Source organism: Streptomyces sp. NA02950, assembly GCF_013364155.1.
Taxonomy (GTDB): Bacteria; Actinomycetota; Actinomycetes; order Streptomycetales; family Streptomycetaceae; genus Streptomyces.
The window spans coordinates 3,844,085-3,867,547 of the sequence record NZ_CP054916.1; the positions used below are offsets into that span (position 1 = coordinate 3,844,085).

19 protein-coding genes are annotated in these 23,463 nt (G+C 72.9%); 10 read left to right on the forward strand and 9 right to left on the reverse strand.

What is annotated here, in order from left to right; translation table 11 throughout:
- Nucleotides 1-12: 12 nt before the first annotated feature.
- From HUT19_RS16430 to HUT19_RS16440, 3 genes are all read right to left on the reverse strand, one after another.
- Nucleotides 13-975 carry a TIGR03619 family F420-dependent LLM class oxidoreductase gene (locus HUT19_RS16430; RefSeq protein ID WP_176181212.1) on the reverse strand — a complete coding sequence of 321 codons (963 nt, stop codon included), beginning with the start codon at nucleotides 973-975 and terminating at the stop codon, nucleotides 13-15.
- A gap of 149 nt (nucleotides 976-1,124) precedes the next feature.
- Nucleotides 1,125-1,760: a hypothetical protein gene (locus HUT19_RS16435; protein ID WP_254886175.1), complete on the reverse strand. Its 636-nt coding sequence runs from the start codon at nucleotides 1,758-1,760 to the stop codon at nucleotides 1,125-1,127.
- 54 nt (nucleotides 1,761-1,814) lie between these two features.
- Nucleotides 1,815-3,041 carry an amidohydrolase family protein gene (locus HUT19_RS16440; RefSeq protein ID WP_176181214.1) on the reverse strand — a complete coding sequence of 409 codons (1,227 nt, stop codon included), beginning with the start codon at nucleotides 3,039-3,041 and terminating at the stop codon, nucleotides 1,815-1,817.
- A gap of 130 nt (nucleotides 3,042-3,171) precedes the next feature.
- On the opposite strand from HUT19_RS16440, the gene HUT19_RS16445 reads away from it, so the two are divergent.
- From HUT19_RS16445 to HUT19_RS16460, 4 genes are all read left to right on the forward strand, one after another.
- Entirely contained in the window at nucleotides 3,172-5,745 is a 2,574-nt protein-coding gene (locus HUT19_RS16445) for a BTAD domain-containing putative transcriptional regulator (RefSeq protein WP_176181215.1), read from the forward strand.
- 128 nt (nucleotides 5,746-5,873) lie between these two features.
- Nucleotides 5,874-8,798, forward strand: coding sequence for a BTAD domain-containing putative transcriptional regulator (locus HUT19_RS16450; RefSeq protein ID WP_176181216.1), 2,925 nt, complete (start codon nucleotides 5,874-5,876; stop codon nucleotides 8,796-8,798).
- Between the two features lie 209 nt (nucleotides 8,799-9,007).
- Entirely contained in the window at nucleotides 9,008-9,400 is a 393-nt protein-coding gene (locus HUT19_RS16455) for a hypothetical protein (protein WP_176181217.1), read from the forward strand.
- A 218-nt stretch (nucleotides 9,401-9,618) separates the two neighbouring features.
- Nucleotides 9,619-9,780 (forward strand): hypothetical protein, encoded by a 162-nt coding sequence (locus tag HUT19_RS16460; RefSeq protein WP_176181218.1) that lies wholly within the window; start codon nucleotides 9,619-9,621, stop codon nucleotides 9,778-9,780.
- Nucleotides 9,781-9,951: 171 nt separating this feature from the next.
- Here HUT19_RS16460 and HUT19_RS16465 read toward each other — a convergent pair whose 3' ends face one another.
- Complete coding sequence (locus HUT19_RS16465; protein ID WP_176181219.1) at nucleotides 9,952-11,538, reverse strand: FadD3 family acyl-CoA ligase; 1,587 nt, start codon at nucleotides 11,536-11,538, stop codon at nucleotides 9,952-9,954.
- A 139-nt stretch (nucleotides 11,539-11,677) separates the two neighbouring features.
- On the opposite strand from HUT19_RS16465, the gene HUT19_RS16470 reads away from it, so the two are divergent.
- Genes HUT19_RS16470 through HUT19_RS16480 form a run of 3 tightly spaced genes read left to right on the forward strand, consistent with a single transcriptional unit; the run spans nucleotide 11,678 to nucleotide 14,039 of the window.
- Nucleotides 11,678-12,829 (forward strand): lipid-transfer protein, encoded by a 1,152-nt coding sequence (locus tag HUT19_RS16470; protein ID WP_176181220.1) that lies wholly within the window; start codon nucleotides 11,678-11,680, stop codon nucleotides 12,827-12,829.
- 5 nt (nucleotides 12,830-12,834) lie between these two features.
- Nucleotides 12,835-13,275, forward strand: coding sequence for a Zn-ribbon domain-containing OB-fold protein (locus HUT19_RS16475; protein ID WP_176181221.1), 441 nt, complete (start codon nucleotides 12,835-12,837; stop codon nucleotides 13,273-13,275).
- On the forward strand, nucleotides 13,272-14,039 hold the full coding sequence (locus HUT19_RS16480; protein WP_176181222.1) for an enoyl-CoA hydratase/isomerase family protein: 768 nt from the start codon (nucleotides 13,272-13,274) through the stop codon (nucleotides 14,037-14,039). Before HUT19_RS16475 ends, HUT19_RS16480 begins: the two co-directional genes overlap by 4 nt.
- An 18-nt stretch (nucleotides 14,040-14,057) precedes the next feature.
- On the opposite strand, the gene HUT19_RS16485 is transcribed toward HUT19_RS16480, so the two are convergent.
- From HUT19_RS16485 to HUT19_RS16495, 3 genes are all read right to left on the reverse strand, one after another.
- Complete coding sequence (locus HUT19_RS16485) at nucleotides 14,058-14,618, reverse strand: hypothetical protein (RefSeq protein WP_176181223.1); 561 nt, start codon at nucleotides 14,616-14,618, stop codon at nucleotides 14,058-14,060.
- 366 nt (nucleotides 14,619-14,984) lie between these two features.
- Complete coding sequence (locus HUT19_RS16490; RefSeq protein WP_176181224.1) at nucleotides 14,985-17,645, reverse strand: PQQ-binding-like beta-propeller repeat protein; 2,661 nt, start codon at nucleotides 17,643-17,645, stop codon at nucleotides 14,985-14,987.
- Nucleotides 17,646-17,842: 197 nt separating this feature from the next.
- Complete coding sequence (locus tag HUT19_RS16495) at nucleotides 17,843-18,700, reverse strand: VOC family protein (RefSeq protein WP_176181225.1); 858 nt, start codon at nucleotides 18,698-18,700, stop codon at nucleotides 17,843-17,845.
- A gap of 342 nt (nucleotides 18,701-19,042) precedes the next feature.
- On the opposite strand from HUT19_RS16495, the gene HUT19_RS16500 reads away from it, so the two are divergent.
- Nucleotides 19,043-19,690, forward strand: a complete 648-nt coding sequence (locus HUT19_RS16500) for a TetR family transcriptional regulator (RefSeq protein ID WP_176181226.1) — start codon at nucleotides 19,043-19,045, stop codon at nucleotides 19,688-19,690.
- A gap of 158 nt (nucleotides 19,691-19,848) precedes the next feature.
- On the opposite strand, the gene HUT19_RS16505 is transcribed toward HUT19_RS16500, so the two are convergent.
- Both HUT19_RS16505 and HUT19_RS16510 read right to left on the reverse strand, forming a co-directional pair.
- Nucleotides 19,849-20,331 carry a nitroreductase family deazaflavin-dependent oxidoreductase gene (locus HUT19_RS16505; RefSeq protein WP_176181227.1) on the reverse strand — a complete coding sequence of 161 codons (483 nt, stop codon included), beginning with the start codon at nucleotides 20,329-20,331 and terminating at the stop codon, nucleotides 19,849-19,851.
- On the reverse strand, nucleotides 20,331-21,752 hold the full coding sequence (locus HUT19_RS16510; protein ID WP_176181228.1) for an acyl-CoA dehydrogenase family protein: 1,422 nt from the start codon (nucleotides 21,750-21,752) through the stop codon (nucleotides 20,331-20,333). The genes HUT19_RS16505 and HUT19_RS16510 overlap by 1 nt, the downstream gene beginning before the upstream one ends.
- A 186-nt stretch (nucleotides 21,753-21,938) precedes the next feature.
- Between HUT19_RS16510 and HUT19_RS43975 the strand changes: the two genes are divergently transcribed.
- Nucleotides 21,939-22,064 carry a hypothetical protein gene (locus HUT19_RS43975; protein WP_303331911.1) on the forward strand — a complete coding sequence of 42 codons (126 nt, stop codon included), beginning with the start codon at nucleotides 21,939-21,941 and terminating at the stop codon, nucleotides 22,062-22,064.
- A 195-nt stretch (nucleotides 22,065-22,259) separates the two neighbouring features.
- Nucleotides 22,260-23,435: an acetyl-CoA acetyltransferase gene (locus HUT19_RS16515; protein WP_176181229.1), complete on the forward strand. Its 1,176-nt coding sequence runs from the start codon at nucleotides 22,260-22,262 to the stop codon at nucleotides 23,433-23,435.
- Nucleotides 23,436-23,463 lie beyond the last annotated feature (28 nt).

The window sequence follows — 23,463 nt, forward strand, 5'->3', positions numbered from 1 at the left end:
CCGGGGTTCCGGTCAGTCGCCCAGGTGCGGAGCGACATCGGCGGCGAACGCCGCCATCTGGTCGAGGAGTTCGGCACGGCCGCGGCTGCGGAACCGCACCTGGATCTGGTCCACCCTCATGTCCGCGTACGCGCGCAGCGAGGCGGCGAGCCGGTCCGGAGCGCCGGTCAGCGTCCGCCGCCCCACCTCCCAGCCGGGTTCGCCCACGTACAGCGGTTCGGTGATGGCCCCGATCTCCAGGGGTTCCGCGCAGCCGGGGTCCTGCCGGGCGGCCTCCTCCCGCAGCGCGCGCAGCCGGGCGAGCCGGCCCGGCAGCAGCTCCCGGGGGTCGCCCTGCGGCAGCCAGCCGTCGCCGCGGTACGCCGCCCGGCGCACCGCGGCGGGCGAGGAGCCGCCCACCCACAGCGGGGGGCGCGGAGTCTGGACCGGGCGCGGCGCCACCGCCAGCCCGCTGAAGGTGAACCGCTCACCGTGGAACGCGGGGAACTCCTCCGGCCCCAGCAGCGCCTTGAGCGCGTCGATCGACTCGTCCAGCAGCGGTCCGCGGGCGGCGAAGTCCACCCCGAGCGCGTCGAACTCCTCGCGTACGTGTCCGGCCCCGACCCCGAGGATCAGCCGCCCGCCGGAGAGGTGGTCGAGGGTCGCGTACTGCTTGGCGTTGAGCAGCGGATGGCGCAGCGCGGCCACCGCGACATGGCTGAGCAGCCGGACCCGTTCGGTGGCGGCGGCGAGCGCGCCGAGCGTGGCCACCGGGTCGTACCAGACGGTGCCCATCGCGCCGGCCAGCCGCCGCGGGATCGCGACATGGTCGCAGACGGCGAGGTACGCGAAGCCGAGCCGGTCGGCGGCGCGGGCGAGCGCGAGCAGATCGGCCGGGCCCGCCGCCGCCTCCCAGGGCTCGGCGTAGAGGGAGCTCTGCGACTGGACCGGCAGCTGCATTCCGTAACTGAGCCGTCCCGGGGGCAGGACGCGCATGGCGTGCCTCCTTGTCGGTGGACCGCCATCGTCATATCTGATGCCCCATCAGACAAGGCCCCGCCCGCACCGGAACGGCGGGCGGGGCGGTACCGGGGACGGGCCCTCGGGCCCGGCGGCGCGCCACAAGCGGGGGGGTGCACGTCAGCTCACGGGGGCGCACCTCGGACCCGGGGACGCACCTCGATGCCGATCCAGTCGTACGTCCCGTACGCGAACCACTCCGGCCCGGAGAAGAGCGTGACCAGATACCCGCCGCGCTCCCAGATCAGCGCGCGCTCGGCGTCCAGCGACTCCGGGACCTCCAGCGACGACGGCTCGCCCAGCCGCCCGCGCAGCAGCCCCTCCACCCGCCGGTACTCCACCTCCCAGTCGTCCTCCACGGCGTGCGGCAGCCAGATGCCGCCGCCCATGGAGTCCAGGTCCCAGTAGTCCTCCGGCGGTATCGGCTCATCGTCATGGTCGACGACCCCGAACGCGCAGTAGGCGACGGGCAGCATCACCGAGCAGTCCGCACGGCACTCCGGGTGGTCGCACACCACCGCGGGCGCGGCACCCCGCTCATCGCAGCCGGGGTACTCGCCGAGCGCGATGTGCCAGCCCTTGCCGAAGTCCCCGGCCAGCGGCCACATGTCCACCCAGTGGACGACCGGCTCACCGTCCTCGCCCTCCAGATGCCAGCCGTTCCGCACGAACACGTCGTCATGGGCCTGCCGGCTCCACGGCAGATCCGCGAACTCCAGGATCCGGTCGAGCCATCGGCCGTCGAGGGGGAGCACCATCATCGCCACGTCCCGGACGCTACCGGGCGCCACCGACAGCGCCCCGGGCCCACCGGCTCACGTTCCGGGCCCCGCCCACAGCCCCTCGTCCGTCAGTCCCAGCAGTTCGATGGCGTTGCGGCGGACGATCCGCTCGACGACGTCCGGCGCCAGATGGCCCATCTGCGCCTCGCCGACCTCCCGGGACTTGGGCCAGGTGGAGTCGGAGTGCGGATAGTCCGTCTCGTACAGGACGTTGCCCACCCCGATCGCGTCCAGGTTGCGCAGCCCGAAGGCGTCGTCGAAGAAGCACCCGTACACATGCTCCGCGAACAGCTCCGACGGCGGACGCAGCACCTTCCCGGCCACCCCGCCCCAGCCGCGGTTCTCCTCCCAGACCACATCGGCGCGCTCCAGGATGTAGGGGATCCAGCCGATCTGCCCCTCGGCGTACATGACCCTGAGGTTCGGGAAGCGTTCGAACTTCCCGCTCATCAGCCAGTCGACCATCGAGAAGCAGCAGTTGGCGAAGGTGATGGTGGAGCCGACCGCCGGAGGCGCGTCCGCGGAGGTCGAGGGCATCCGCGAGGACGAGCCGATGTGCATGGCGACGACCGTGCCGGTCTCGTCGCAGGCGGCGAGGAACGGATCCCATTCGTCGGTGTGGACGGAGGGCAGCCCCAGGTTCGGGGGTATCTCCGAGAAGCAGACGGCCCGTACCCCGCGCTCCGCGTTCCGCCGCACCTCGGCGGCGGCCAGCCCGGCGTCCCACAGCGGGATGATGATGAGCGGTATCAGCCGCCCCCGCGCCTCGGGGCCGCACCACTCCTCCACCATCCAGTCGTTGTACGCCCGCACCCCCAGCAGCCCCAGCTCGCGGTCCCGGGCCTCGGTGAAGGTCTGGCCGCAGAACCGGGGGAAGGTCGGGAAGCAGAGCGCGGACTGCACATGGTTGACGTCCATGTCCGCGAGCCGGTCCGGCACCGAGTAGGAGCCCGGGCGCATCTGCTCGTAGGTGATGGCCTCCAGCCGGACTTCCTCCCGGGCGTACCCGACGGCGGTGTCCAGCCGCGTCAGCGGCCGCCGCAGCTCCTCGTACACCCACCAGTCCGCGAGCGGTCCGTCGTCGCCGGGAGCACCCATCTTCGGCGCGAACCTGCCGCCGACGAAGGTCATTTCCTTCAGGGGCGCGCGGACGATCCGCGGGGCGGTGTCGCGGTACTTCGACGGGAGGCGGTCCCGCCAGACGTGAGGGGGTTCGACCGTGTGGTCGTCCACCGAGATGATCTTCGGGAAGCTCTCCATGGGTGTCACGGTAGCGCTGATCTGACGGTCCGTCAGCTAGCGGAAGCCGTCAAGCCCGCGCTTCGTGCTGACGTACGGCCGCGATAGCGGCAGACTGGCTGTACAGCGAGAAGGCACGTGCGGGGGGACCATGGTCGGCGGAAAGCGGCCGGAGGGGCGGGGAGCGACGGCCACGTCCGGCACGAAGCGGTATTGGCGGGGCGGGGAGTTGACCCTGGCCCTCGACGAAGGCCGCATCGAACTGGAGTTGGAGCGCGGCCGCCACACCGACGTCCTTCCCGAGCTCACCAGCCTGACAACGGCCCACCCGCTGAGCGAAAGACTGTGTGGGCTGCACATGCTGGCCCTGTACCGCGACGGACGGCGGACCGAGGCGCTGGCGGTGTACGACGGCCTCCGGCGGCGGCTCGCCCATGAGCTGGGGGTCGAGCCGGGCAGCACCCTCACCGGGCTCCGGCGACGCATCGAGCGGTCCGACCCGGCGCTCGCTCAGCCCCCAACGGCAGCCGGGGCGGCACCGACGCGGCCCGCCCAGCTGCCCGCCGCCGTCGCCGACTTCACCGGACGCTCGGACTTCATGGCCGAGCTCAGCGCCCGCGTCGCCACCCGGGGACCCGCCGCCACCGTCCTGACGGTCACGGGCACCGGGGGCATCGGCAAGACAGCGCTGGCCGTGCACGTGGCCCACGCCGTCCGCCACCGCTTCCCCGACGGTCAGCTCTACGCCGACCTGCGCGGCGCCGGCCTGTCTCCCGCCGAACCGGAGGCGGTGCTCGGCGGCTTCCTGCGCGCGCTGGGCACGCCCGACTCCGCCATCCCCGACGGCCCGGCGGAGCGGGCGGCGCTCTACCGGTCGGTACTGGACGGCCGCCGCGTGCTGATCCTGCTGGACAACGCGCGCGACGCCGCGCAGATCCGCACGCTGCTGCCCGGTGGAAGCGGCTGTGTCGCGCTGGTCACCAGTCGTGCCCGGATGACGGGCCTGACCGGCTCCCATGTGGTGGATCTCGAGGTGATGGACCCCGAGGAGGCGTTCACCCTCTTCGCCCGCATCGTGGGCGAAGAGCGGGCGGAGGTGGAGCGCGAGGCGGCCATGGAGGTCCTCGCGGCCTGCGGCTATCTGCCGCTCGCGATCCGTATCGCCGCCTCCCGGCTCGCGGCCCGCCGCACCTGGTCCGTCTCCGTCCTGGCCCGCAAACTCGCCGACGGGCGCCGGAGACTGGACGAGCTGCGCGCCGGGGACCTGGCGGTGAAGGCCACTTTCGAGCTCGGCTACGGGCAATTGGAGCCCGCGCAGGCACGGGCGTTCCGGCTGCTGGGCCTCGCCGAGGGGCCGGAGGTCTCGCTGACCGCCGCCGCGGCGGTCCTCGACCTGCCTCCGGAGGAGACCGAGCGGATCCTCACCTCCCTGGAGGACATCTCACTTCTGGAATCCACCGCACCGGGCCGGTACCGCTTCCACGACCTCGTCCGGCTCTACGCGCGGGTGTGCGCGGAGCGCGAGGCCCAGTCGCCGGACGAGCAGGACGCGGCGCTCTCACGCCTGCTGGACTTCTACCTGGCCACCGCCGCACGTGTGTACGCCCTGGAGCGGCCGGGCGACCGCACCGTCGCGCACTTCGAACCCACCCGTGCTCCCGGGCTCCACTTCGCCTCCTCGAGGACCGGGCTGGACTGGCTGTTCAACGAGGCCGACGGCCTGATCACCTGCGTGCGGCGATGTACGGGGCCGGGCACCCGCCGCCGCGCCGCCGACCTGCTGATGGCCGCGCTCGACCTCGCCGAGTCCGGCGCCCGCCCCCGCCAGTACGAGAGCGCCGCCCTGGCCGTCAGCGAAGCGGCGCACGCCGCGGAAGACCCACGCACCGAGGCTCGCGCGCGCTCGGCACTGGGTCATCTGTACGGCTTCACCGGCCGCTTCGACCTGGCGGCCCAAGAGCTGCGACGCGCCCTTGCGCTGGCCGCCGACGACCCGTTGGTCGCCAGCCGGGCCGCCAACCAGCTCGGCATAGTCGCCGGCGGCCAGGGGCGGCGCGAGGACGCCGAACGCTTCCTGGGACAGGCGCTCGCCGCCTTCCGCGCGGACGGCAACGAGGCGGGCGAGGCGAGCGCCCTGTCCAACCTCTCGCGGCTCCACGTGGACCTGGGCCGCACCCAGTCCGGTGTGGACCTCGCCGAGCAGGGGCTGGCCATCTACCGGCGGCTCGGGGCGCCGCTGCGTCTGGCCAACGGGATGTACACCCTCGGGATCGCGCTTACCCGGGCCCAGCGGCTGGACGAGGCGCTCATCCATCTCACCCGGGCCCTCGGGCTGTTCCGGGACGCCCGTCAGACGCTGTGGGAAGGGATGACCCATTTCCGGCTGGCCGAAATTCATCTTGCCGCCCACCGCCCCGCCAAGGCGCTCGCACACGCGGAGCGTTCGCTGGCCCTGGGCGGGCTCGGCGGCGAGTGGCGACGTTTCTCCTTCCTCACCGTGCGGGCAAAGGCCCTGATGGCGCTGGGACAGGCGACACGGGCCCAGGAGTGCTGGCAGGAAGCGCGGGAGATCCGGGAACGGCTGGGGCCCCCGGAGCCCGACGAGGTGCGCCGACTGCTCTCGGATGCGCGTTGGCCGCTGCCGCCGGGCCTGGATTCGCTTCCCGGCCACACCAGCATGCCCCGGCCGAGCGACCCCCTGTCCGAAAGGCGCCCACCGAGCTGACACAGCATCGGCTACGGAACCCAGCAAACCGTGTTGGCCCTGTGGAGAGGTCCGGTCCCTACTGACGTAGGTGCCGCGGGCAAGGCAAACTGGCCCCTGCAACTGGGAGGCAGAGGCAGGGGGAGACCATGGCCGGCGAGAAGGAGCAGGCGCAGGACCAGCCCTTGCGCTTCACCGTGCTCGGACCGGTACGCGCATGGCGGGGCGAGCAGCAGATCAGTACGGGATCACCGCAGCAGAGAGCGCTTCTTGCCGCTTTGCTGCTACGGGGCGGGCGCACCGCCACCGCCTCCGAGCTCGTGGACGCTCTGTGGGGTGACGACCCGCCTGACGCGGCCATCGCCGCACTGCGCACCTACGCCTCCCGGCTGCGCAAGGCGTTCGCGCCGCACTCGGACGTCCTGGTGAGCGAGTCGGGCGGCTACGCGGTGCGAGCAGGGGTGGGGGCCCTGGACACCGAGGTGGCCGAGCGACTGGCGACGGACGCCGAGAAGGCACGGCACTCCGGTGACCGGCTCCAGGCCCATCAGCTGGTCACCCAGGCGCTGGGCCTGTGGGACGGCGAGTCCCTGGCCAACCTGCCCGGCCCGTACGCGGAGGCGCAGCGGGCGCGGCTGTCGGAATGGCAGCTGGTACTCACCGAGACCCGGCTCGACCTGGACCTGGAGCTCGGCCACCACACCGATGTGGTCTCCGAGCTGACGGCCCTCACCGCGGCCCATCCACTGCGGGAGCGGCTGCGCGAGCTCCTGATGCTGGCGCTGTACCGCAGCGGCCGCCAGGCGGAGGCGCTGGCCGTCTACAACGACACCCGACGGCTGCTCGCCGAGGACTTGGGAGTGGACCCCTGCCCCGAGCTGTCCGAGCTGCACCAGCGCATCCTCCAGGCGGACGCCGAACTGGCGGCGCCTCCGGACGGCCGCGCGGTCACCGGTCCCGCTTTCGTCCGGCCCGCCCAACTTCCCGCGACGGTCGCCGACTTCACGGGGCGGGCGGCCTTCGTCACCGAGCTGAGCGACCAACTCGCCTCCGCTGACGGGCGTGTCATGGCCGTGTCAGCGGTCGCGGGCATCGGCGGTGTCGGCAAGACAACACTGGCCGTGCACGTGGCCCATTCCGCCCGGCACCACTTCCCGGACGGCCAGTTGTACGTGGACCTCCAGGGCGCGGGCCCGGTGCCCGCGGAGCCCGAAGCCGTGCTGGGCGCGTTCCTGCGCGCCCTCGGCCTCCCGGAGTCCGCGATCCCCGACGGCGTCGACGAGCGCTCCGCCCTCTACCGCTCCACCCTCGACGGCCGCCGTGTCCTCACCCTGCTCGACAACGCCCGCGACGCCGCCCAGGTACGCCCGCTGCTGCCGGGCACCGAGGGCTGCGCGGCTCTGATCACCAGCCGCACCAGGATGGTGGATCTGGAGAGCGCGCACCTGGTCGACCTCGACGTGATGAGCCCCGACGAGGCCCTGGTGCTGTTCACCCGCATCGTCGGCAAGGACCGGGTGAGTTCGGAGCGCGAGGCCGCGATGGACGTGGTGGCCGCATGCGGCTTCCTGCCGCTGGCCATCCGGATCGCCGCCTCCCGGCTGGCCTCGCGCCGCACGTGGACAGTCTCGACGCTGGCGCTGAAGCTCGCCAACGAGCGCCGCCGCCTGGACGAACTGCGGGTGGGCGACCTGGCCGTACGGGCGACCTTCGAACTCGGCTACGGACAGCTCGAACCCGAACAGGCCCAGGCGTTCCGGCTGCTGGGCCTGGCGGAGGGGCCGGACATCTCCTTGGCCGCCGCGGCGGTCGCCCTGGATCTGGACGCCTTCGATGCGGAGGAGCTGCTCGAATCGCTCGTCGACACTTCGCTGCTGGAGTCCGCCGCCCCCGGCCGCTACCGGTACCACGATCTTGTGCGCCTCTACGCGCGTGACTGCGCGGAACGGGACCAGTCGGCGGCCGACCGCGAGGCCGCGCTGTCGCGCCTGCTGGACTTCTACCTGGCGACAGCGGCACGCGTGCACGCCATGGAGCGGCCGGGCGACCGCCTGGTGGACCACCTGTCCCCCACCGACCACCCGGGGCTGGCCTTCCCCGATCAGGACGCGGCGCTGGACTGGCTGTTCACCGAGGCCGACTGCCTGCTTGCGTGCGCCCAGCAGGCGGCCCACGGGGAGACCCTGCGCCGGGCCGCGGATGTGCTGCTGGCAGCCATCGACCTCGCCGAGTCCGGCGCCAACGCCCCGCGCTACGAGGCGCTGGCCCAGGTCATCAGCCATGCCGCGCACGAGGCCGGCGACACGCGGGCCGAGGGCCGTTCACGGGTGTGCCTGGCCAAGGTGCGCCAGCTGGCCGGGCGACTCGACGAGGCCGACGCGGAGGCGGAGCGCGCCCTCGAGCTGGGGACCGCCGCGCGGGATTTCGTGATCGTGGGCCGCGCCCGTACCGAGCGCGGCATCCTCGCCCACCTGAGCCGTACCCGCTGGGACGACGCCGAGCGCCACTTCCTCCAGGCCATCGAGGCGTACCGGGCGGTGGACGACCGGCCCGGCGAGGCCAGCGCGCTGTGCAACCTGTCCCGCGCGTATGTGGAGATGGACCGCATCGACAGCGCCATCGAACTGGCCCGGCAGGGCGTCCAGATCTACGAGAGCCAGGGGCGCACCCTGCGCGTGGCCAACGGCAAGTACGCGCTGGGGATCGCGCTGACCGGCGCCGGACTCCTCGCACCGGCGCTGGAGCAGCTCAACGAGGCCCGGGAGCTCTTCCGTGAGCACCGCCAGCCGTTGTGGGAGGGCATGGCCCATCAGCGCCTGGCAGAGGCTCACTTGGCCCTTCCCAGCCCCGCCAAGGCCGCCACACACGCCGAACAGGCCCTGGCACTGCGGGGGATCGGTGGTGAGTGGCGACGGGCCGTGGTGCTGACGCTGCTCGGCAGGGCCCTGCTGGAGCTCGGACAGGACGGGCGGGCGGAGGCGTGCTGGCGCGAAGCCCTGTCCATTCACGAGCGGTTGGGCACTCCGGAGGCGGAGGATGTGCGGGGGCTGCTGACACCCGCGGCGACGGTCTGACGCCGCCCGTCGCCCCCGTTCATCAATCGTTTATCGCGGTCCGGGATTCTCTTTAACGGTCGATCCGTCCCCGCGGGGGGCAGACGGGTCGGTTGTGAGGTCACACCGTAGTGTGGGCGGCCCTTTGAGGTGCCCGTCCGGCGACCCACGGGGGAGTCGCCGGGCGGGCACGACGGGCCCCCGCCGACCAGCATCCGATGGAGTTCACCGTGACGAACGCAGACAACAAGCCCGAGTCCGATGCCTACCGGCCGCTGGAGGCCGACCCGGCTCCCTCCTCCCTCTCCACCAAGGGTGAGGGGCACACGCCCGCTCCCTCGCCACTGAGCACCAAGGGCGAGGGCCACACCCCAGCGCCACCTCAGTTGTCGACGCAGGGCGAGGGCCACACCCCGGCGCCGCCGCAGCTGTCGACGCAGGGCGAGGGCCACACCCCGGCGCCGCCGCAGCTGTCGACGCAGGGCGAGGGCCACACCCCCGCTCCGCCGCAGCTGTCAACGCAGGGCGAGGGCCACACCCCCGCTCCGCCGCAGCTGTCAACGCAGGGCGAGGGCCACACGCCGCCGGCGCCTGAGGAGAGCGGGGTCCGTCGCAGCTCATGAGGTGACGCATGGAGCCGATGTCGATGACGTGGAGGGGACGTCATCGGCATCGGCTCCTCTATGCCGTGGGCGAGACGCTTTTCGCCAAGCTTCGCCCATTTCAGGCCAGATGACTGAACCCATCAGCCCATCCATGGCCAATTTGCACTACAAAACTATCCATCACCCCCCGTACCGGAGGAACTGGAATGTCTCGTACCACAAAAGGCATAGCTACCTTGGTTATTGCGATTGGCGCCGCGGTCGGCACCGGCCAGTCAACTACCTTCGCGGTCGCGAATGACAGCCACACCCCCGTGATCGTGGCGGACTCGTCCGCCGACGGCGCGGCCGCGGGCGCACTGGGCGAGGGCCACTCGCCGGCCCCCAGCCCCCGCTGACGCAACCTCGCGTCCGCACGCTTCCTCTCCCGGCCGGCTTGACCCTGACACCGATGCCAAGGTCTGCAAAGGGGCTCATCGCGGCGCCGGACGCGCCGGCCGTGAGAGGAGCCTGACCTGCGGCTGGACGGCTGAGCGGCACACGGCCGGTCAGCGCCGGGGCGGTCGGCCTCAGCGCGCCCGCAGCGCCGTCTTGAGCACCTTTCCGCTGGCGTTGCGCGGCAGGACCGCTACGAACTCCACCTGCCGCGGCACCTTGTAGTTCGCCATCTCCCGCCGCGACCAGGCGATCAGATCGTCCGCGGTCAGCGTGGACTCGGGGCGGCGGACGGCGTACGCCTTGGCCACTTCGCCCAGTCGTGGGTCCGGGACGCCGACCACGGCCACGTCGGCCACATCCGGGTGGCGGGCGATCAGCCGCTCGATCTCGGCGGGATAGGCGTTGAACCCGCCGACGATGAACATGTCCGTGACCCGGTCGGTGATCCGGAGATTGCCCCGGGGGTCCAGCACCCCGATGTCACCGGTGCGCAGCCAGCCGTCGGGAGTGATCGCCCGGGCGGTGGCCGCCTCGTCCTCGAAGTAGCCGCGCATCACGTGGTAGCCGCGGACCAGGACCTCGCCCCGGGTGCCCGGCGGCAGCGCGGCGCCGTCCGGCCCCACCACCTTGATCTCGGTGTCCGGGATGGCGCGCCCGGAGGTTCCGGAGACGACCCGCGGCGGATCGCCGCGGCGGCACATGCTGACCGTGCCGGACGCCTCCGACAGACCGTAGGCGGTCAGCACGGTGGCGATCCGCAGTTCGCCGCGCAGCCGGTCCACCAGTTCCAGCGGGACGACGGCGGCGCCGGTGACCACCAGGCGCAGCGCGGACAGGTCGTGGGCGGCGCGCGCCGGATGGTCCAGGAGCGACTGGTGGAGGGTGGGCGGTCCGGGCAGCACGCTGATGCGCTCGGCCGCGATGTTGGCGAGCGCGGTCTCCACGCTGAACACCGGCTGCGGCACCATCGTGGCGCCGCGCAGCAGACAGGCGATGATCCCGGCCTTGTAGCCGAAGGTGTGGAAGAACGGGTTGACGATGAGATAGCGGTCGCCCCGCAGCAGCCCGGTGATCCTGCTCCAGGTGCTGTAGACCCGCACGGTCTGGGCGTGGGTGATCACCACGCCCTTGGGGTCACCGGTGGTGCCGGAGGTGAAGGTGATGTCGGAGGGGTCGTCGGGACGTACCGCGTCCGCCCGGGCCCGGACCGCCGGGTCCGGTACGGAGGCACCGGCCGCCAGGAACTCCTTCCAGGTGCGGAAGTCGTCCGGGGCGTCGTCGGCGAGGACGACCACCTCCCGCAGCCGGGGCAGCCCCGGCAGCGGGCCGGGGCCCGGCCCCTCCCCCGCCGCCCTGCGCAGCGAGGCCACGTAGGAGGTGCCCAGGAAGGTGCCGGTGATGAACAGATGGGTGGCACGGGTGCGGCGCAGCACGTACGCGGCCTCGGCGCCCTTGAAACGGGTGTTGACCGGGACCAGCACCCCGCCCGCGGTGACCGCGCCCAGCGCCGCCACGATCCAGTCCGTGGTGTTGGGCGCCCACACCGCGATCCGGTCGCCCGGTGCCACGCCCGAGGCGAGACAGGCCGCGGCGGCCCGCTCGATCCGCGCGCCCAGCTCCGCGTAGGAGATCCGGGAGCGGCCCTCGACCACGGCCTCGGTCGGGCCGTACCGCTCGGCCGCCGCCCGCACCAGTGCCGGGATGGTCTCCTCCGCCATGAGCCGCCTCCCGCCGGGGTTCTCCGTCCGAACCGCACTGGCCGACCACTACCTGACTATCCGTCAGATTAGCGGTAGCCTTCCCCGCTGTCAGCACCGGTGGCCGCGGGCACCGGGGACCGCGACCACGGAGGTGGCGATGGCGGCGACCCTGAAAGACGCGACGGCGATAGCCGGGATCGGCCGGACCGCCTTCGCCAAACGGCTCCCCGAGTCCGAGAAGGCGCTCGCCTGCCGTGCGGTCCTCGCCGCGCTGGACGACGCCGGGATCGCCCCGTCCGAGGTGGACGCCTTCGCCTCGTACACCATGGAGGAGACCGACGAGGTCGAGGTGGCCAAGGCCATCGGCGCCGGGGACGTGACCTTCTTCGCCAAGGCCGGTTACGGCGGCGGGGGTTCCTGCGCCACCGTCGCCCATCTCGCCGCCGCCATCGCCACCGGACAGGCCACCGTCGGGGTGGCCTGGCGCTCCCGCAAGCGCGGCAGCGGACCGCGGCCGTGGACCAGCACCCGCGTTCAGCTGCCCACCCCGGCCCAGTGGACCCGGCCCTACGGACTGCTGCGCCCCGCCGACGAGATCGGAATGCTGGCCCGGCGCTATATGCACGAGTACGGCGCCACCCGCGACCACTTCTTCAATGTCGCCCTCGCCTGCCGCAACCGGGCCAACCAGAACCCGGCCGCGATGATGTACGAACGCCCGCTGACCCGCGAGATGTACATGACCGCGCGCTGGATCAGCGAACCGCTGTGCCTGTTCGACAACTGCCTGGAGACGGACGGCGCACTGGCCTGTGTGGTGGTCTCCGCCGAGCGGGCGCGCGACTGCCGGCGACGGCCCGTCTACGTCCATTCCGCCGCCCAGGGGCTGCCCGCCCAACACCACGGGATGGTCAACTACTGGAACGACGACCCGCTCTCCGGACCCTCCTGGACCGCCGCCCGACAGCTGTGGAAATCCGCCGACTTCGGGCCGCAGGACGTGGACGTGGCCCAGATCTACGACGCCTTCACCGCCCTGATCCCGCTGTCGCTCGAGGGCTACGGCTTCTGCGGGCGGGGCGAGGGGGCCGCGTTCACCGAGGGGGGCGCGCTGGAGATCGGCGGACGGCTGCCGCTCAACACCGGCGGGGGCGGGCTCAGCGAGGCCTACGTCCACGGCTTCAACCTCATCACCGAGGGGGTCAGCCAGCTGCGCGGCACCAGCACCGCACAGGTCCCCGGCGCCACGACCTGCCTGGTCACGGCGGGCGAGGGGGTTCCCACATCCGCCCTGCTGCTGAGGAGTTGACCGACATGACCGCCGAGTTGCTCCAGCCCGTCCCCGACGAGGACGGCGCGCCCTTCTTCACCTACGCGGCCCGCGGTGAGCTGCGCGTCCAGAGCTGTGCGCGCTGCGCGGAGCCCCGCTTCCCGCCCCGGCCCTGCTGTCCGTACTGCCAGTCCTTCGAGAGCCTGTGGGCCAGGACCAACGGCCGTGGCCGGATCTGGTCGTTTGTGCTGCCTCATCCGCCGCTGCTGCCCGGCTATGCCGCCCAGGCCCCCTACAACGTGGTCCTGGTGGAGCTGGCGGAGCGTCCGCGGATCCGGCTGGTGGGCAATGTCGTCGAGTCCGCCGACGCCCCGCTCGGCTCCGTCGACCCCGGGCGGATCCGGATCGGCGCCCCGGTGAAGGCGGTCTTCCACCGGGCGGCGGACGGACTCACCGTGCCGCGCTGGCTGCTGGAGCGGCCATGACGGTGCGCACCAGGGCGGAGGGGGACGGTGTCGCCGTGGTCACCCTCGACCGCCCCGAGCGGCACAACGCCCTCGACCTGGAGACCGCGGACGAACTCATCGCCGTCTGGCGCCGCTTCCGCCGGGACGAGTCGGTCCGTGCCCTGGTCCTCACCGGTGCGGGCGAACGGGCCTTCTGCACCGGGGTCGACCGCTCGGTGGAGGTGCCCCAGCCCCCGTCGCCGTACGCCCTCGACGATCCGCTGCGCGCGGTCGGGCCGAAGGCGAACGACCTGTGGAAGCCGGTGGTCGCGGCGGTGGGCGGGATGGCCTGCGGCGGAGCGTTCTACCTGCTGGGCGAGGCGGAGTTCATCGTCGCCGACGAGACAGCGACCTTCTTCGATCCGCACACCAGCTACGGGATGGTCAGCGCCTACGAGGCGGTCCACATGGCGCAGCGCATGCCGTTCGGCGAGGTGGCGCGGATGGCGCTGATGGGCACAGCGGAGCGGGTCTCGGCCCGGCGGGCGTACGAGACGGGCCTGGTGAGTGAGGTGGTCCGGGCCGGGGAGGCCACGGCGGCCGCCGTACGCGCCGCCTCCGTCATGGCGTCGTACCCGACGGAGGCGGTGCAGGGGACAGTACGGGCGCTGTGGGCGGCGAAGGAGGCGGCACTGACCCAGGCGCTCGCCCACGCCCCGCAGTTGATCGCGCTGGGGAATCTGCCGCCGGAGCGTCAGGCCGCGCGGTTCGCCGCCCGCAGCCCCGGCTTCCGGCTCCGCTGACGCGGCGTGACTCGGGGCTCAGCTGGTCGGGCTCTTGGAGGCCATGCTGACCTGGCAGGTGTACTGGGTCCGCTTGGTGATGGTGTAGTTGGCGGTCGCGGTGATGGTCTCGCTCTGACCGGGCAGGACGGTCACGTACTGGCTGTCGTAGCCGAGCAGTCCGTCGTCCCCGTACTCGTTCCAGCTCACGCTGACCGAGTAGCGGAAGCTCCGGCTGGAGTCGGTGTTGGTGACCCTCACGTCGTACTTGAACTGCCCGGTGGACTGGTCGTAGCGGCAGTTGCTGCCGCTGGTCTCGGTCGTGGCGTCCGGGTTGTAGGTGGACGGCGCGGAGTAGCTGTAGGAGCTGGAGGGCGTCGGGTAGCCCGGGGTGTACGACGGCACCCCCGAGGGCAGATCGGTGGGAACGCCGCTGGGCAGACCGCTGGGGTCGGACGCCGGGGAGTCACCGCCGCTGCCGCCCGAGCCCAGGCCGCCGAAGCCGCCGCCCCCGTGGCTCCTGCCCTTCTTCCCGCATCCGGTGAGTGCCATCAGCCCGATGAGGGTGACGGCGAGCAGGCGAACAGAGCGGCGTTGCATGGAATTCTCCCCCGTTGAAAGACACTATCAAGCCAACCGGAAACCGATTGACGAGTGCACGCCACCCTAGCAACGGCACTTCCTACCCCAAAGTCACATCGGGGCCCGGCCCGGCTTCTCAGTAGTCGGAGACGACCCCACCCGTCACGGCGGTTCCGGACGGCGCGGGAGGAGTGACGAGGGAGAGAGGGGGCCGGAGTTCTGCCCCGGTGGCCCCGCGGGCCGGGAACTCCCCGCAACGGTCCACCGACCTCCCGTGCTCCCCCGGGAGGTCGCTGAACGCGCGCAACGGTAGCAGGACTTGTCAGGAACACCACCACCGGCCGGTGACCCGGCGTCCGGCCGCGCCCGCGTCCCGGCCGTCCGCTACGGCCGGTTGCCCGAGGGGCGGGACTGCCCGGTGCCCTTGACCGCGTCCAGCGCGTAGACACAGCGGTCCTTACTGCATGCGTACACCACACCCCCGGCGGCCACCGGGGACCCGGTGATCTCACCGCCCGTGGCCAGCTTCCACCGCAGCTGTCCGCCCGCCGCGTCCACCGTGTAGAGGCAGTGGTCGGCCGAGCCGAAGTGGACCCGGCCGTCCGCGACGACCGGCGAGCCGATGACCTCGCCGCCCGCCGCGAACCGCCACTTGGGGGTGCCGGTGACCGCATCGAGCGTGTACAGCGCGCTGCCGCTGCCCAGATGCACCGAACCGTCGGCCACCAGCACCGGTTCGACCGACTGGCGCGATTCGGTGGCGATCCGCCAGCGGTCCCGGCCGTTCGCCGCGTCCAGCGCGTAGACCGTGCCGAGGTAGTCGGCGATGTAGATACCGCCGCCGGTCACCGCGGGCCCCGGCGCGTACGCGGGCGCGCACAGGAAGACGGCGGGTGCCTCGAAACGCCACCGCACATCGCCGCGTGCGATGTCGATCGCGAGCACCCGGGTACCGGCGGTGACGTAGACGACGCCGTCGGGCGCCGACAGCAGCCGCATCGGGACCCCGCCGCAGGACGCCGCGTCGCCGATCGGGTACGACCAGCGCTCCGCGCCGGTACGCGCCTCCAGGGCGCGCAGCCGCGCGTCCGCCCACACATAGACCGTGCCGTCGTGGATCAGCGGCCCGGACTCCGGTGTCTCGAAATCCGTCTGGAGCCCCTGCATCTCCCACAGCAGCTCGCCGTTGGCCGCCTCCCACGCCTGGACGCCGCCGCCGCGGGTACCGGTGACGACCGTGCCGCGGTCCACCTTGAGCGAGTAGACCCAGCCGTCGGTGGACAGCCGCCAGCGCTCGGCGCCGTCCGCCGCGTCCAGCGCGTAGAGCGTGGGGCCGTCGGAGGCGTGGATCCGCCCGTTGGCCACGGCCATCGCCCAGGCCACGTCGCGGGTCTTGAACTGCCGCCGCCCGGTGGCCACATCCAGCGCGTGCACCTCGAAGGAGGTCACATAGAGCAGATCGTCGGCGACGGCCGGGGTGCCCCAGACGTCGTTGGACATCCGGAACCGCCAGGGCCGCCAGCGGCCGCGGCCACCCGCGCCGCCCGGCCCGTCGGCCGCGTCGGCGGACGCGGCGTGGGAGGGCGGCGGCATGGCGCCCGTGGCCGCGGCCTCACCGCCGTTCACCCCGCCGGTGGTCATCCCGCCGGGCGGGCGCACCCAGCCCGTGGCGGGGCCGGTGTCCTGCCGCTGCTGTGGATCGCGGGCTTCGGCCGCCCGCATCCCGGGCCCGATCGGCACCTGCGAGCCGGGCAGCCGCACCGGGCCGTCGGCCGCGGCGGGCAGCGGCGCCGACGGTACGGCGGACGGGGGCCCGGCGGGGGCGGCGTGCCGGCCGGGTCCGATGGAGCCCAGCGCGCTCGGCGGGCTCGCGGCCTCCGGCGCGCGCAGACCGCCGCGCGGATCACCCACGCCCACCGGCTCCCAGCCGCCCGCGGCGGCGGGCGAGGCCGCGCCGTGGCGGCCGCCGGGACCGTCCCCGGCGGCGGCTCCGGCTCCGGCGGCGGGCGCGTAGGAGGGCGGCGGTGTGGGCGGGCGCTCCGGCGGCAGCGGAGCCGACGCACGGCCGGCGCCGCCGCTGCCGCTGCCCTGGGAAGAACGGCGACCGCCGGGCGAGGGGCGCGAGCCGGAGGCGCCGCGCACCTGGTTACGCCCGCTGCGCTTGCGCTCGATGAGCGCGACGGCGCCCGCGGGCAGCCAGGCCGAGGCCGTACCGCTGTCGTCGGCGTTGGCGGCGAACAGATGGGGGGCCAGCTGCGACTGGAGGTCGGCCGGGGAGGGGCGGCGGTCGGCCTCCATCTGCATGCACGACTCGATCAGCGGCCGCAGCTCGTCGGGCAGTCCGGCCAGGTCCGGGCCCTCACGCAGCAGCATGAACACGGTCTCCACCGGGTTCGCGCCGTGGAAGGGCGCGTGTCCGGTGGCCGCGAAGGTCAGGGTCGAGCCGAGCGAGAAGATGTCGCTCGCGCCCGTCACGCTGCGCGAGTCACGCGCCTGCTCGGGCGACATGTACGCGGGGGTGCCGACCGCCACGTTCGTCATGGTCAGCCGGGTGTTCGAAACGCCGGACGCGATACCGAAGTCGATCACGCGCGGGCCGTCCTCGACGACCAGCACGTTCGAGGGCTTCAGATCCCGGTGGACCAGACCCGCGCCGTGGATGGACTGCAACGCCTCGGCGACCCCGGCCGCCAGCCAGCGCACCGCCTGGGCGGGCATCGGCCCGCACTCATTGACGATTTCCTCGAGGGAGGGCGCGGGGACGTACGCCGTGGCCAGCCAGGGCACCGCCGCCCGCGGATCGGCGTCGACCACCGCGGCCGTGTAGAAACCGCTGACCGCGCGGGCCGCCTCCACCTCACGGGTGAACCGGACGCGGAACAGCTGGTCCTCGGCGAGCTCGGTCCGCACCGTCTTGATCGCGACCCGTCGGCCCGATGCCGAGCGGGCCAGATAGACCAGCCCCATGCCGCCCGCGCCGAGTCGACCGAGCACCTCGAAAGGGCCGATCCGCCTCGGATCGTGCTGCGTCAGCTGCTCCACCACTTGCCTGCCACCTCCCCGTGGGGGCTTGAAAAAGTACAGCCCCGTGCAGCGTCTCACCGACAAACCGTCCGGCGGCACGCATCCTGCATTCTCTCTGGCGAAGGCGGCGGTTGCGAACCCGGGGCCGAATCGTCGTGTCATCGGGCGATACGGAGCCGGACACCACCCGGTTCGACGGCGCGGCCGTCACCGCGCTCTCAGCCCGGTCCCGCCCTGCTCTCCGCCGGGGAAGGACCCGTCGCCGAGGTGTCGATGACGGCAAAGACCGCGCCCTGATTGTCCGCAAGGACCGCGAAACGCCCGTACAGCGCATCTTCGGGGTCATTGAGAACTCGCCCGCCCAGCCTGTGGGCCGTGCGCAGCGCGTGGTCGCAGTCCGCCACCACAAAGTACGTGAGGAAATGCGCGGGGAGTTCGGGCGGGTACCGCTCACCGATCACCACCCGTCCGCCGATCGCGTGCCGGGGCCCGGTGGGCTCGCCGCGCGGTGTCCACAGGACACGGTCGGGAGCGGCGCCACGGGCCTCCGCCGGGGCGGCGTCCCCCCGCGGCTCGCGCGGCGCGACGGGTTCCATGCCGTATCCGAAGACCGCCCGATAGAAGGCGTCCACCGGACGGGGCTGCCGGGTGCGGACCTCGGTCCAGCCGTACGAGCCCGGGGCGCCGCGCCGCGCGAAGCCGGAGTGGCTGCCCGCCTGCCAGAGCCCGAAGACCGCGCCGCCCGGGTCGGCGGCCGTGGCCATGACACAGGAATCGTCGATCCACACGGGCGGGGCGATCACCCGGCCGCCCGCCTCGCGGATCCGGGCGGCGGTCGCGGCGGCGTCCTTGGTGGCGAAGTAGATGTTCCAGACGGTCGGCATCCGCCCGTCGGGCTTGGGCACCAGCCCCGCGACCACCTTGCCGCCGAGCAGGGCGCGGGTGTACGAGCCGTAGTCCGTGGCGCGCTCCTCGAAGGTCCAGCCGAACAGCTCGCCGTAGAAGCGCTTGCCCGCCTCGAGATCGGGAAGCATCGCGTCCGCCCAGCAGGGCACGCCTTCGGCGAATGCGGCCATGTCCCGGATCCTCCCGCGTCCTCCTGTAGGGAGCGTTCTTCCCTATTGCCACGCTAACGGGGGATCGCCCCCGGCGCCCGCTCCGGAAATCTCACCTTTCGGCCAATCCTGTACGGCCACACCCGGACCCGGGGGCTCATCCACCCTCCTTATCCACAGGCTGTTGATAACATGAACCACTCAAGTGGGGGAGTGGTCTCGGACGGGCTTCCGAGGGTCGAGAGCGGCCGGAATAAGCCATTCCGACCTGCTTGGGAGGCCCGACAAACCCTCTCATCCCTCGCTAACCCCATTTGCACGCAGCCGAATCGCGCTCTGATCACCCCTCGGTAAGCTGACGGCATGACAGGACAAGTACGCACCGTCGACGGGCGGGTGGCCGGTCGCCGCGGGCAGGCGACGCGGCAGAAGCTGCTCGACTGCCTCAGCGAGATGCTCAGCTCATCCCCGTACCGAGATGTCAAGGTCATCGATGTCGCACGCAAGGCAGGGACCTCGCCCGCGACGTTCTACCAGTACTTCCCCGATGTGGAGGGCGCCGTCCTCGAGCTCGCGGAGGAGATGGCCAAGGAGGGCGCGGCGCTGACCGATCTGGTCGCCGGTCGCTCCTGGGCCGGGAAGTCCGGCGCGCAGGCGGCGGAGGACCTGGTCGACGGCTTCCTCTCGTTCTGGCGCAAACACGACGCCATCCTGCGAGTGGTCGATCTTGGTGCGGCCGAGGGCGACAAACGGTTCTACAAGATCCGTATGAAGATCCTCAACGCCGTGACCAACTCCCTGACGGACGCCGTCAAGGACCTCCAGGCCAAGGGACGGATCGACAAGCACATCAGCGCCGCGGCGGTGGCGGGAACGCTCGTCGCGATGCTGGCCGCGGTCGCCGCGCACCAGAAGGGCTTCCAGAGCTGGGGCGTGAAGCAGGCCGAGCTCAAGCCGAACCTGGCCTACATCGTCCACCTGGGCATCACCGGCCGGAAACCGGCGAAATAGCCGGGTAGCACTGCGCGCGCCGGTCCGGCCGACCGGCGGGCCGGCACGTCCTGTCACGCCGCGGCGGACCACTCGACCCGAGTGGTCCGCCGCGGCCGTTCTCCGGAGCGGGACGGCGGCCGGGACCGGGCCATCCGGGGCAGCGGGCAGGTCTCCGCTCAGTCACGCGGGACCGGTTCCAGGCGGAAGAGGCGGATCCGGCGCTCCACCCGCGCCTGATAACTCGCGTACGGAGGCCAGAAGGCCAGCACCGCCGCCCACACCGACTCCCGCTCCGCGCCCTCCAGCAGCCGGGCCCGCACCGCGATGTCCCGGCCCCGCCAGCTGATCTCGGCGTCCGGGTGCCGCAGCAGATTCGCGGTCCACGCCGGATGCCCCGGGCGGCCGAAGTTGCTGCCGACCAGGATCCAACCGCCGCCCTCCTCCGGCATGCACGCCAGCGGCGTACGGCGGGGCCGCCCCGTCCGCGCGCCCCGGGCCGTGAGGATCACCCCCGGCAGCATCAGCGCGCTCGGCAGCACCCGGCCGCGGGTCAGTCGGTGGACGGCCCGGTCGAACACCGGGACAACAGACGGTGCGACCTTCGCGAAGGCCCGGGTCGACGACACCTTCCGCACCAGCCGCACGCCGTAACCGGCCATCAGACCGCCACCGCCGTCCGGGGAACCGCCGCGGACGCCGCGGACAGCTCGACACCGAACAGCGCGTCCCGCTCCGCCGCGCGCGCCCGCAGCCGGTGGACGGGGCCGAAGAGCAGCTCGTCCGAGGCCGCGCGCTTGAAGGCCAGATGTGCGTCGTGCTCCCAGGTGAAGCCGATGCCGCCGTGGAGCTGTACGGCCTCGGCCGCCGCCGCGCGCTGCGCCTCCAGCGCATGGGCGAGTGCCAGCCCGCCCGCGACCACCGCCTCGCGGTCCCGCTGACGCCCTGGCCACCGACCGGACTGCTGGTGCTCGGGCCGCTGGTCGGGGGCGTCCGTCCGGCTCGCCGCCCAGGCCGCGTAGTACACCGCCGAACGAGCCGCCTGGACCCTCACGTACCCATCCGCCAGCCGGTGCTTGACCGCCTGGAAGGAGCCGATCGGACGGCCGAACTGCTCCCGCTGCCGTACGTACGCGACCGTGCGCGTCAGCGCCGCTTCGGCCACCCCCACCGCCTCGGCGGCGAGTTGGACCGCGGCCGTCGCACCCAGCCGGACCAGCCCGTCCGCCGCCCGCTGCGCGTCCCGGCCCTCGCCCGAGCCCTCGCCCCCGCTCACGCCCTGGCCGGGGTCGCCGCCCAGCGGCTCCGCCGCCACGTTCCGCAGCTCGATACGGGCCTGCGGACGCGTCTCGTCGAGCGCGGTGAGCCGGGTACGGGTGAGCCCCGCCGCCTCCGCCCGGACCGTGAACAGCAGTGTCCGGCCGCGCGTATAGCCCCCGGCGCGGGCCGCGACCAGCAGCAGCCCCGCGCTGTGCCCGTCGAGCACCTGGTCCACCTGTCCGTACAGCCGCCACCCCGCGACGCCGTCGTGGCGCGCCTGCACCCCGCCCGCGCGCCCGCCGCCCGCCCAGACACCGTTGCTCTCCCAGACACCGTTGCTCTCCCAGACACCGTTGTCCGCCCGGGCACCGTTGCCCCGCGCTCCCCCGGCGGCGCCCGCGTCGGCCCCGGTCAGCCCGAGTGCCTCCGGCAGCGCACCGCCCGGCACCGCGAGTGCCGCCGTCAGCTCCCCGCTCGCGATCCGCGGCAGCAGTTCGGCGCGTTGGGCGTCGGTGCCGAGCCGGGCGACGAGCGGCGCGGTGAGCACGGCGGTGGCCAGCAGGGGCGACGGAAGCAGTGCCCGTCCGGCCTCCTCGCAGACCAGGGCCAGTTCGACGGGTCCGCAGCCGACGCCGCCGTACGCCTCGGGAAGCGCCAGCCCGGGCAGCCCCAGGCGCCGGGCGAGCAGCCGCCACAGCGGCGCGTCGTGGCCGGGCGCGGTGCGGGTCGCCGCCCTGACCCGGTCCGCGCCGCATCGCTCCCGCAGCAGTTCGCGCAGCGTACGGCGGATCCGGTCCTGTTCCTCGGTGAACGCGGTGTCCATCGGCGATCCCTCCGTTTCTGACGGGTCGTCATACTAGAGAGGCAATCCACACTTTCCCACCCCTTCCGCCCGCGGTCCTTTGTAGGATGGGCGCCGCCCCACCACGTTCCTCCCTTCAGCTCCGCCGGAGTTCGGACCGGCGGTGGCCCTGTCCTCCGGGGCCTGTCGGAGGAGCGAGGAGGGGTGATGGACGATCGGGACACACAGGAGACGAGCGGCCGTTGGACCAGCCCTGACAAGTGGCAGGTCGTGATCGGGCTGCTGAGCCTTCTGGTGGCGATCGCCGCGTGTGCGGCGCAGTTCATGCAGTAGCCGTCGCCGCCGCACATGAGGTCCGGACGGGGACCACGCTCGACCGTCGGCGGTCGAGTGTGCGACTACGAGGGCGTCCGGGCCCCAACCGCGCGGCGCCGCCCGCTGCCCGCGCACCACTCCGCGCAGTCACCCCCTGCGCATGGCCCGCACGACCCTGCCCCGGCACCAGTTACCTGATGTACCGTCAGATTCATGTGCGCAGCGAAGCGCGTCCGCAAGGTTGCCGTCGTCGGCGTCTCCCTCTCCGACTGCGGCCGGGTCGACACGGCCACCCCCTACGCGCTGCACGCCCAGGCCGCGCGCCGTGCGCTCGCCGACTCCGGGCTCGACCGCTCCGTCGTGGACGGCTTCGCCTCCGCCGGACTGGGCACGCTCGCGCCGGTCGAGGTCGCCGAGTATCTGGGGTTGCGCCCCACCTGGGCCGACTCCACCACCGTCGGCGGCGCCACCTGGGAAGTGATGGCGGCCCATGCCGCGGACGCGATCGCCGCGGGCCGCGCCCGGGCCGTCCTGCTGGTCTACGGTTCGACCGCCCGCGCCGACATCCGGGCGGGCCGCCGCACCGCCAACCTCTCCTTCGGGGCGCGTGGCCCCCTCCAGTTCGAAGTGCCCTACGGGCATACGCTGATCGCCAAGTACGCGATGGCCACCCGTCGCCATATGCATGAGTACGGCACCACACTCGAGCAACTCGCGGACATCGCCGTTCAGGCGCGTGTCAACGCCGCGCACAATCCGGATGCGATGTTTCGCGATCCGATCACCGTCGATGATGTGCTGAGCGGGCCGATGATCGCCGATCCGTTCACCAAACTGCACTGCTGCATCCGCTCGGATGGCGGCTGCGCGGTGCTGCTGGCGGGCGAGGAGTACGTACCGGACACGGCCGCGCCGCCGGTGTGGGTGCTCGGCTCCGGCACCGCCCTCTCGCACTCCACCATGTCGGAGTGGGACGACTTCACGGCCTCCCCCGCGGCGGCCTCGGGGCGCGCGGCCTTCGAACGGGCGGGGGTGCGCCCGTCGGAGATCGATGTGGCGGAGCTGTACGACGCCTTCACCTATATGACCCTGGTGACCCTCGAGGACCTCGGCTTCTGCGCCAAGGGCGAGGGCGGCGCGTTCGCCGCGAAGGGGCGGCTGACGCTCGGCGGTGAGCTGCCGACCAACACCGACGGCGGTGGCCTGTCGGCCTGCCACCCGGGGATGCGCGGGCTGTTCCTCCTGGTCGAGGCGGTACGGCAGTTGCGTGGCGAGGCAGGCGGCCACCAGGTCCGCAAGGCCGACGGCCGGCTGCCGGAGCTGGCCGTGGCCTCGGGGACGGGTGGCTGGTTCTGTTCGTCGGGCACGGTGGTCCTCGGCCGCGGCTGACGGGCCGCCGCGCTTGCCCCGGCCGGTC

What these genes read in the sequence shown, in the direction of transcription:
- HUT19_RS16430 (WP_176181212.1), bottom strand. Translation starts at nt 975, where the DNA reads ATGCGCGTCCTGCCCCCGGGACGGCTCAGTTACGGAATGCAGCTGCCG.
- HUT19_RS16435 (WP_254886175.1), bottom strand. Translation starts at nt 1,760, where the DNA reads ATGATGGTGCTCCCCCTCGACGGCCGATGGCTCGACCGGATCCTGGAG.
- HUT19_RS16440 (WP_176181214.1), bottom strand. Translation starts at nt 3,041, where the DNA reads ATGGAGAGCTTCCCGAAGATCATCTCGGTGGACGACCACACGGTCGAA.
- HUT19_RS16445 (WP_176181215.1), top strand. Translation starts at nt 3,172, where the DNA reads ATGGTCGGCGGAAAGCGGCCGGAGGGGCGGGGAGCGACGGCCACGTCC.
- HUT19_RS16450 (WP_176181216.1), top strand. Translation starts at nt 5,874, where the DNA reads ATGGCCGGCGAGAAGGAGCAGGCGCAGGACCAGCCCTTGCGCTTCACC.
- HUT19_RS16465 (WP_176181219.1), bottom strand. Translation starts at nt 11,538, where the DNA reads ATGGCGGAGGAGACCATCCCGGCACTGGTGCGGGCGGCGGCCGAGCGG.
- HUT19_RS16470 (WP_176181220.1), top strand. Translation starts at nt 11,678, where the DNA reads ATGGCGGCGACCCTGAAAGACGCGACGGCGATAGCCGGGATCGGCCGG.
- HUT19_RS16475 (WP_176181221.1), top strand. Translation starts at nt 12,835, where the DNA reads ATGACCGCCGAGTTGCTCCAGCCCGTCCCCGACGAGGACGGCGCGCCC.
- HUT19_RS16480 (WP_176181222.1), top strand. Translation starts at nt 13,272, where the DNA reads ATGACGGTGCGCACCAGGGCGGAGGGGGACGGTGTCGCCGTGGTCACC.
- HUT19_RS16485 (WP_176181223.1), bottom strand. Translation starts at nt 14,618, where the DNA reads ATGCAACGCCGCTCTGTTCGCCTGCTCGCCGTCACCCTCATCGGGCTG.
- HUT19_RS16495 (WP_176181225.1), bottom strand. Translation starts at nt 18,700, where the DNA reads ATGGCCGCATTCGCCGAAGGCGTGCCCTGCTGGGCGGACGCGATGCTT.
- HUT19_RS16500 (WP_176181226.1), top strand. Translation starts at nt 19,043, where the DNA reads ATGACAGGACAAGTACGCACCGTCGACGGGCGGGTGGCCGGTCGCCGC.
- HUT19_RS16505 (WP_176181227.1), bottom strand. Translation starts at nt 20,331, where the DNA reads ATGGCCGGTTACGGCGTGCGGCTGGTGCGGAAGGTGTCGTCGACCCGG.
- HUT19_RS16510 (WP_176181228.1), bottom strand. Translation starts at nt 21,752, where the DNA reads ATGGACACCGCGTTCACCGAGGAACAGGACCGGATCCGCCGTACGCTG.
- HUT19_RS43975 (WP_303331911.1), top strand. Translation starts at nt 21,939, where the DNA reads ATGGACGATCGGGACACACAGGAGACGAGCGGCCGTTGGACCAGCCCT.
- HUT19_RS16515 (WP_176181229.1), top strand. Translation starts at nt 22,260, where the DNA reads ATGTGCGCAGCGAAGCGCGTCCGCAAGGTTGCCGTCGTCGGCGTCTCC.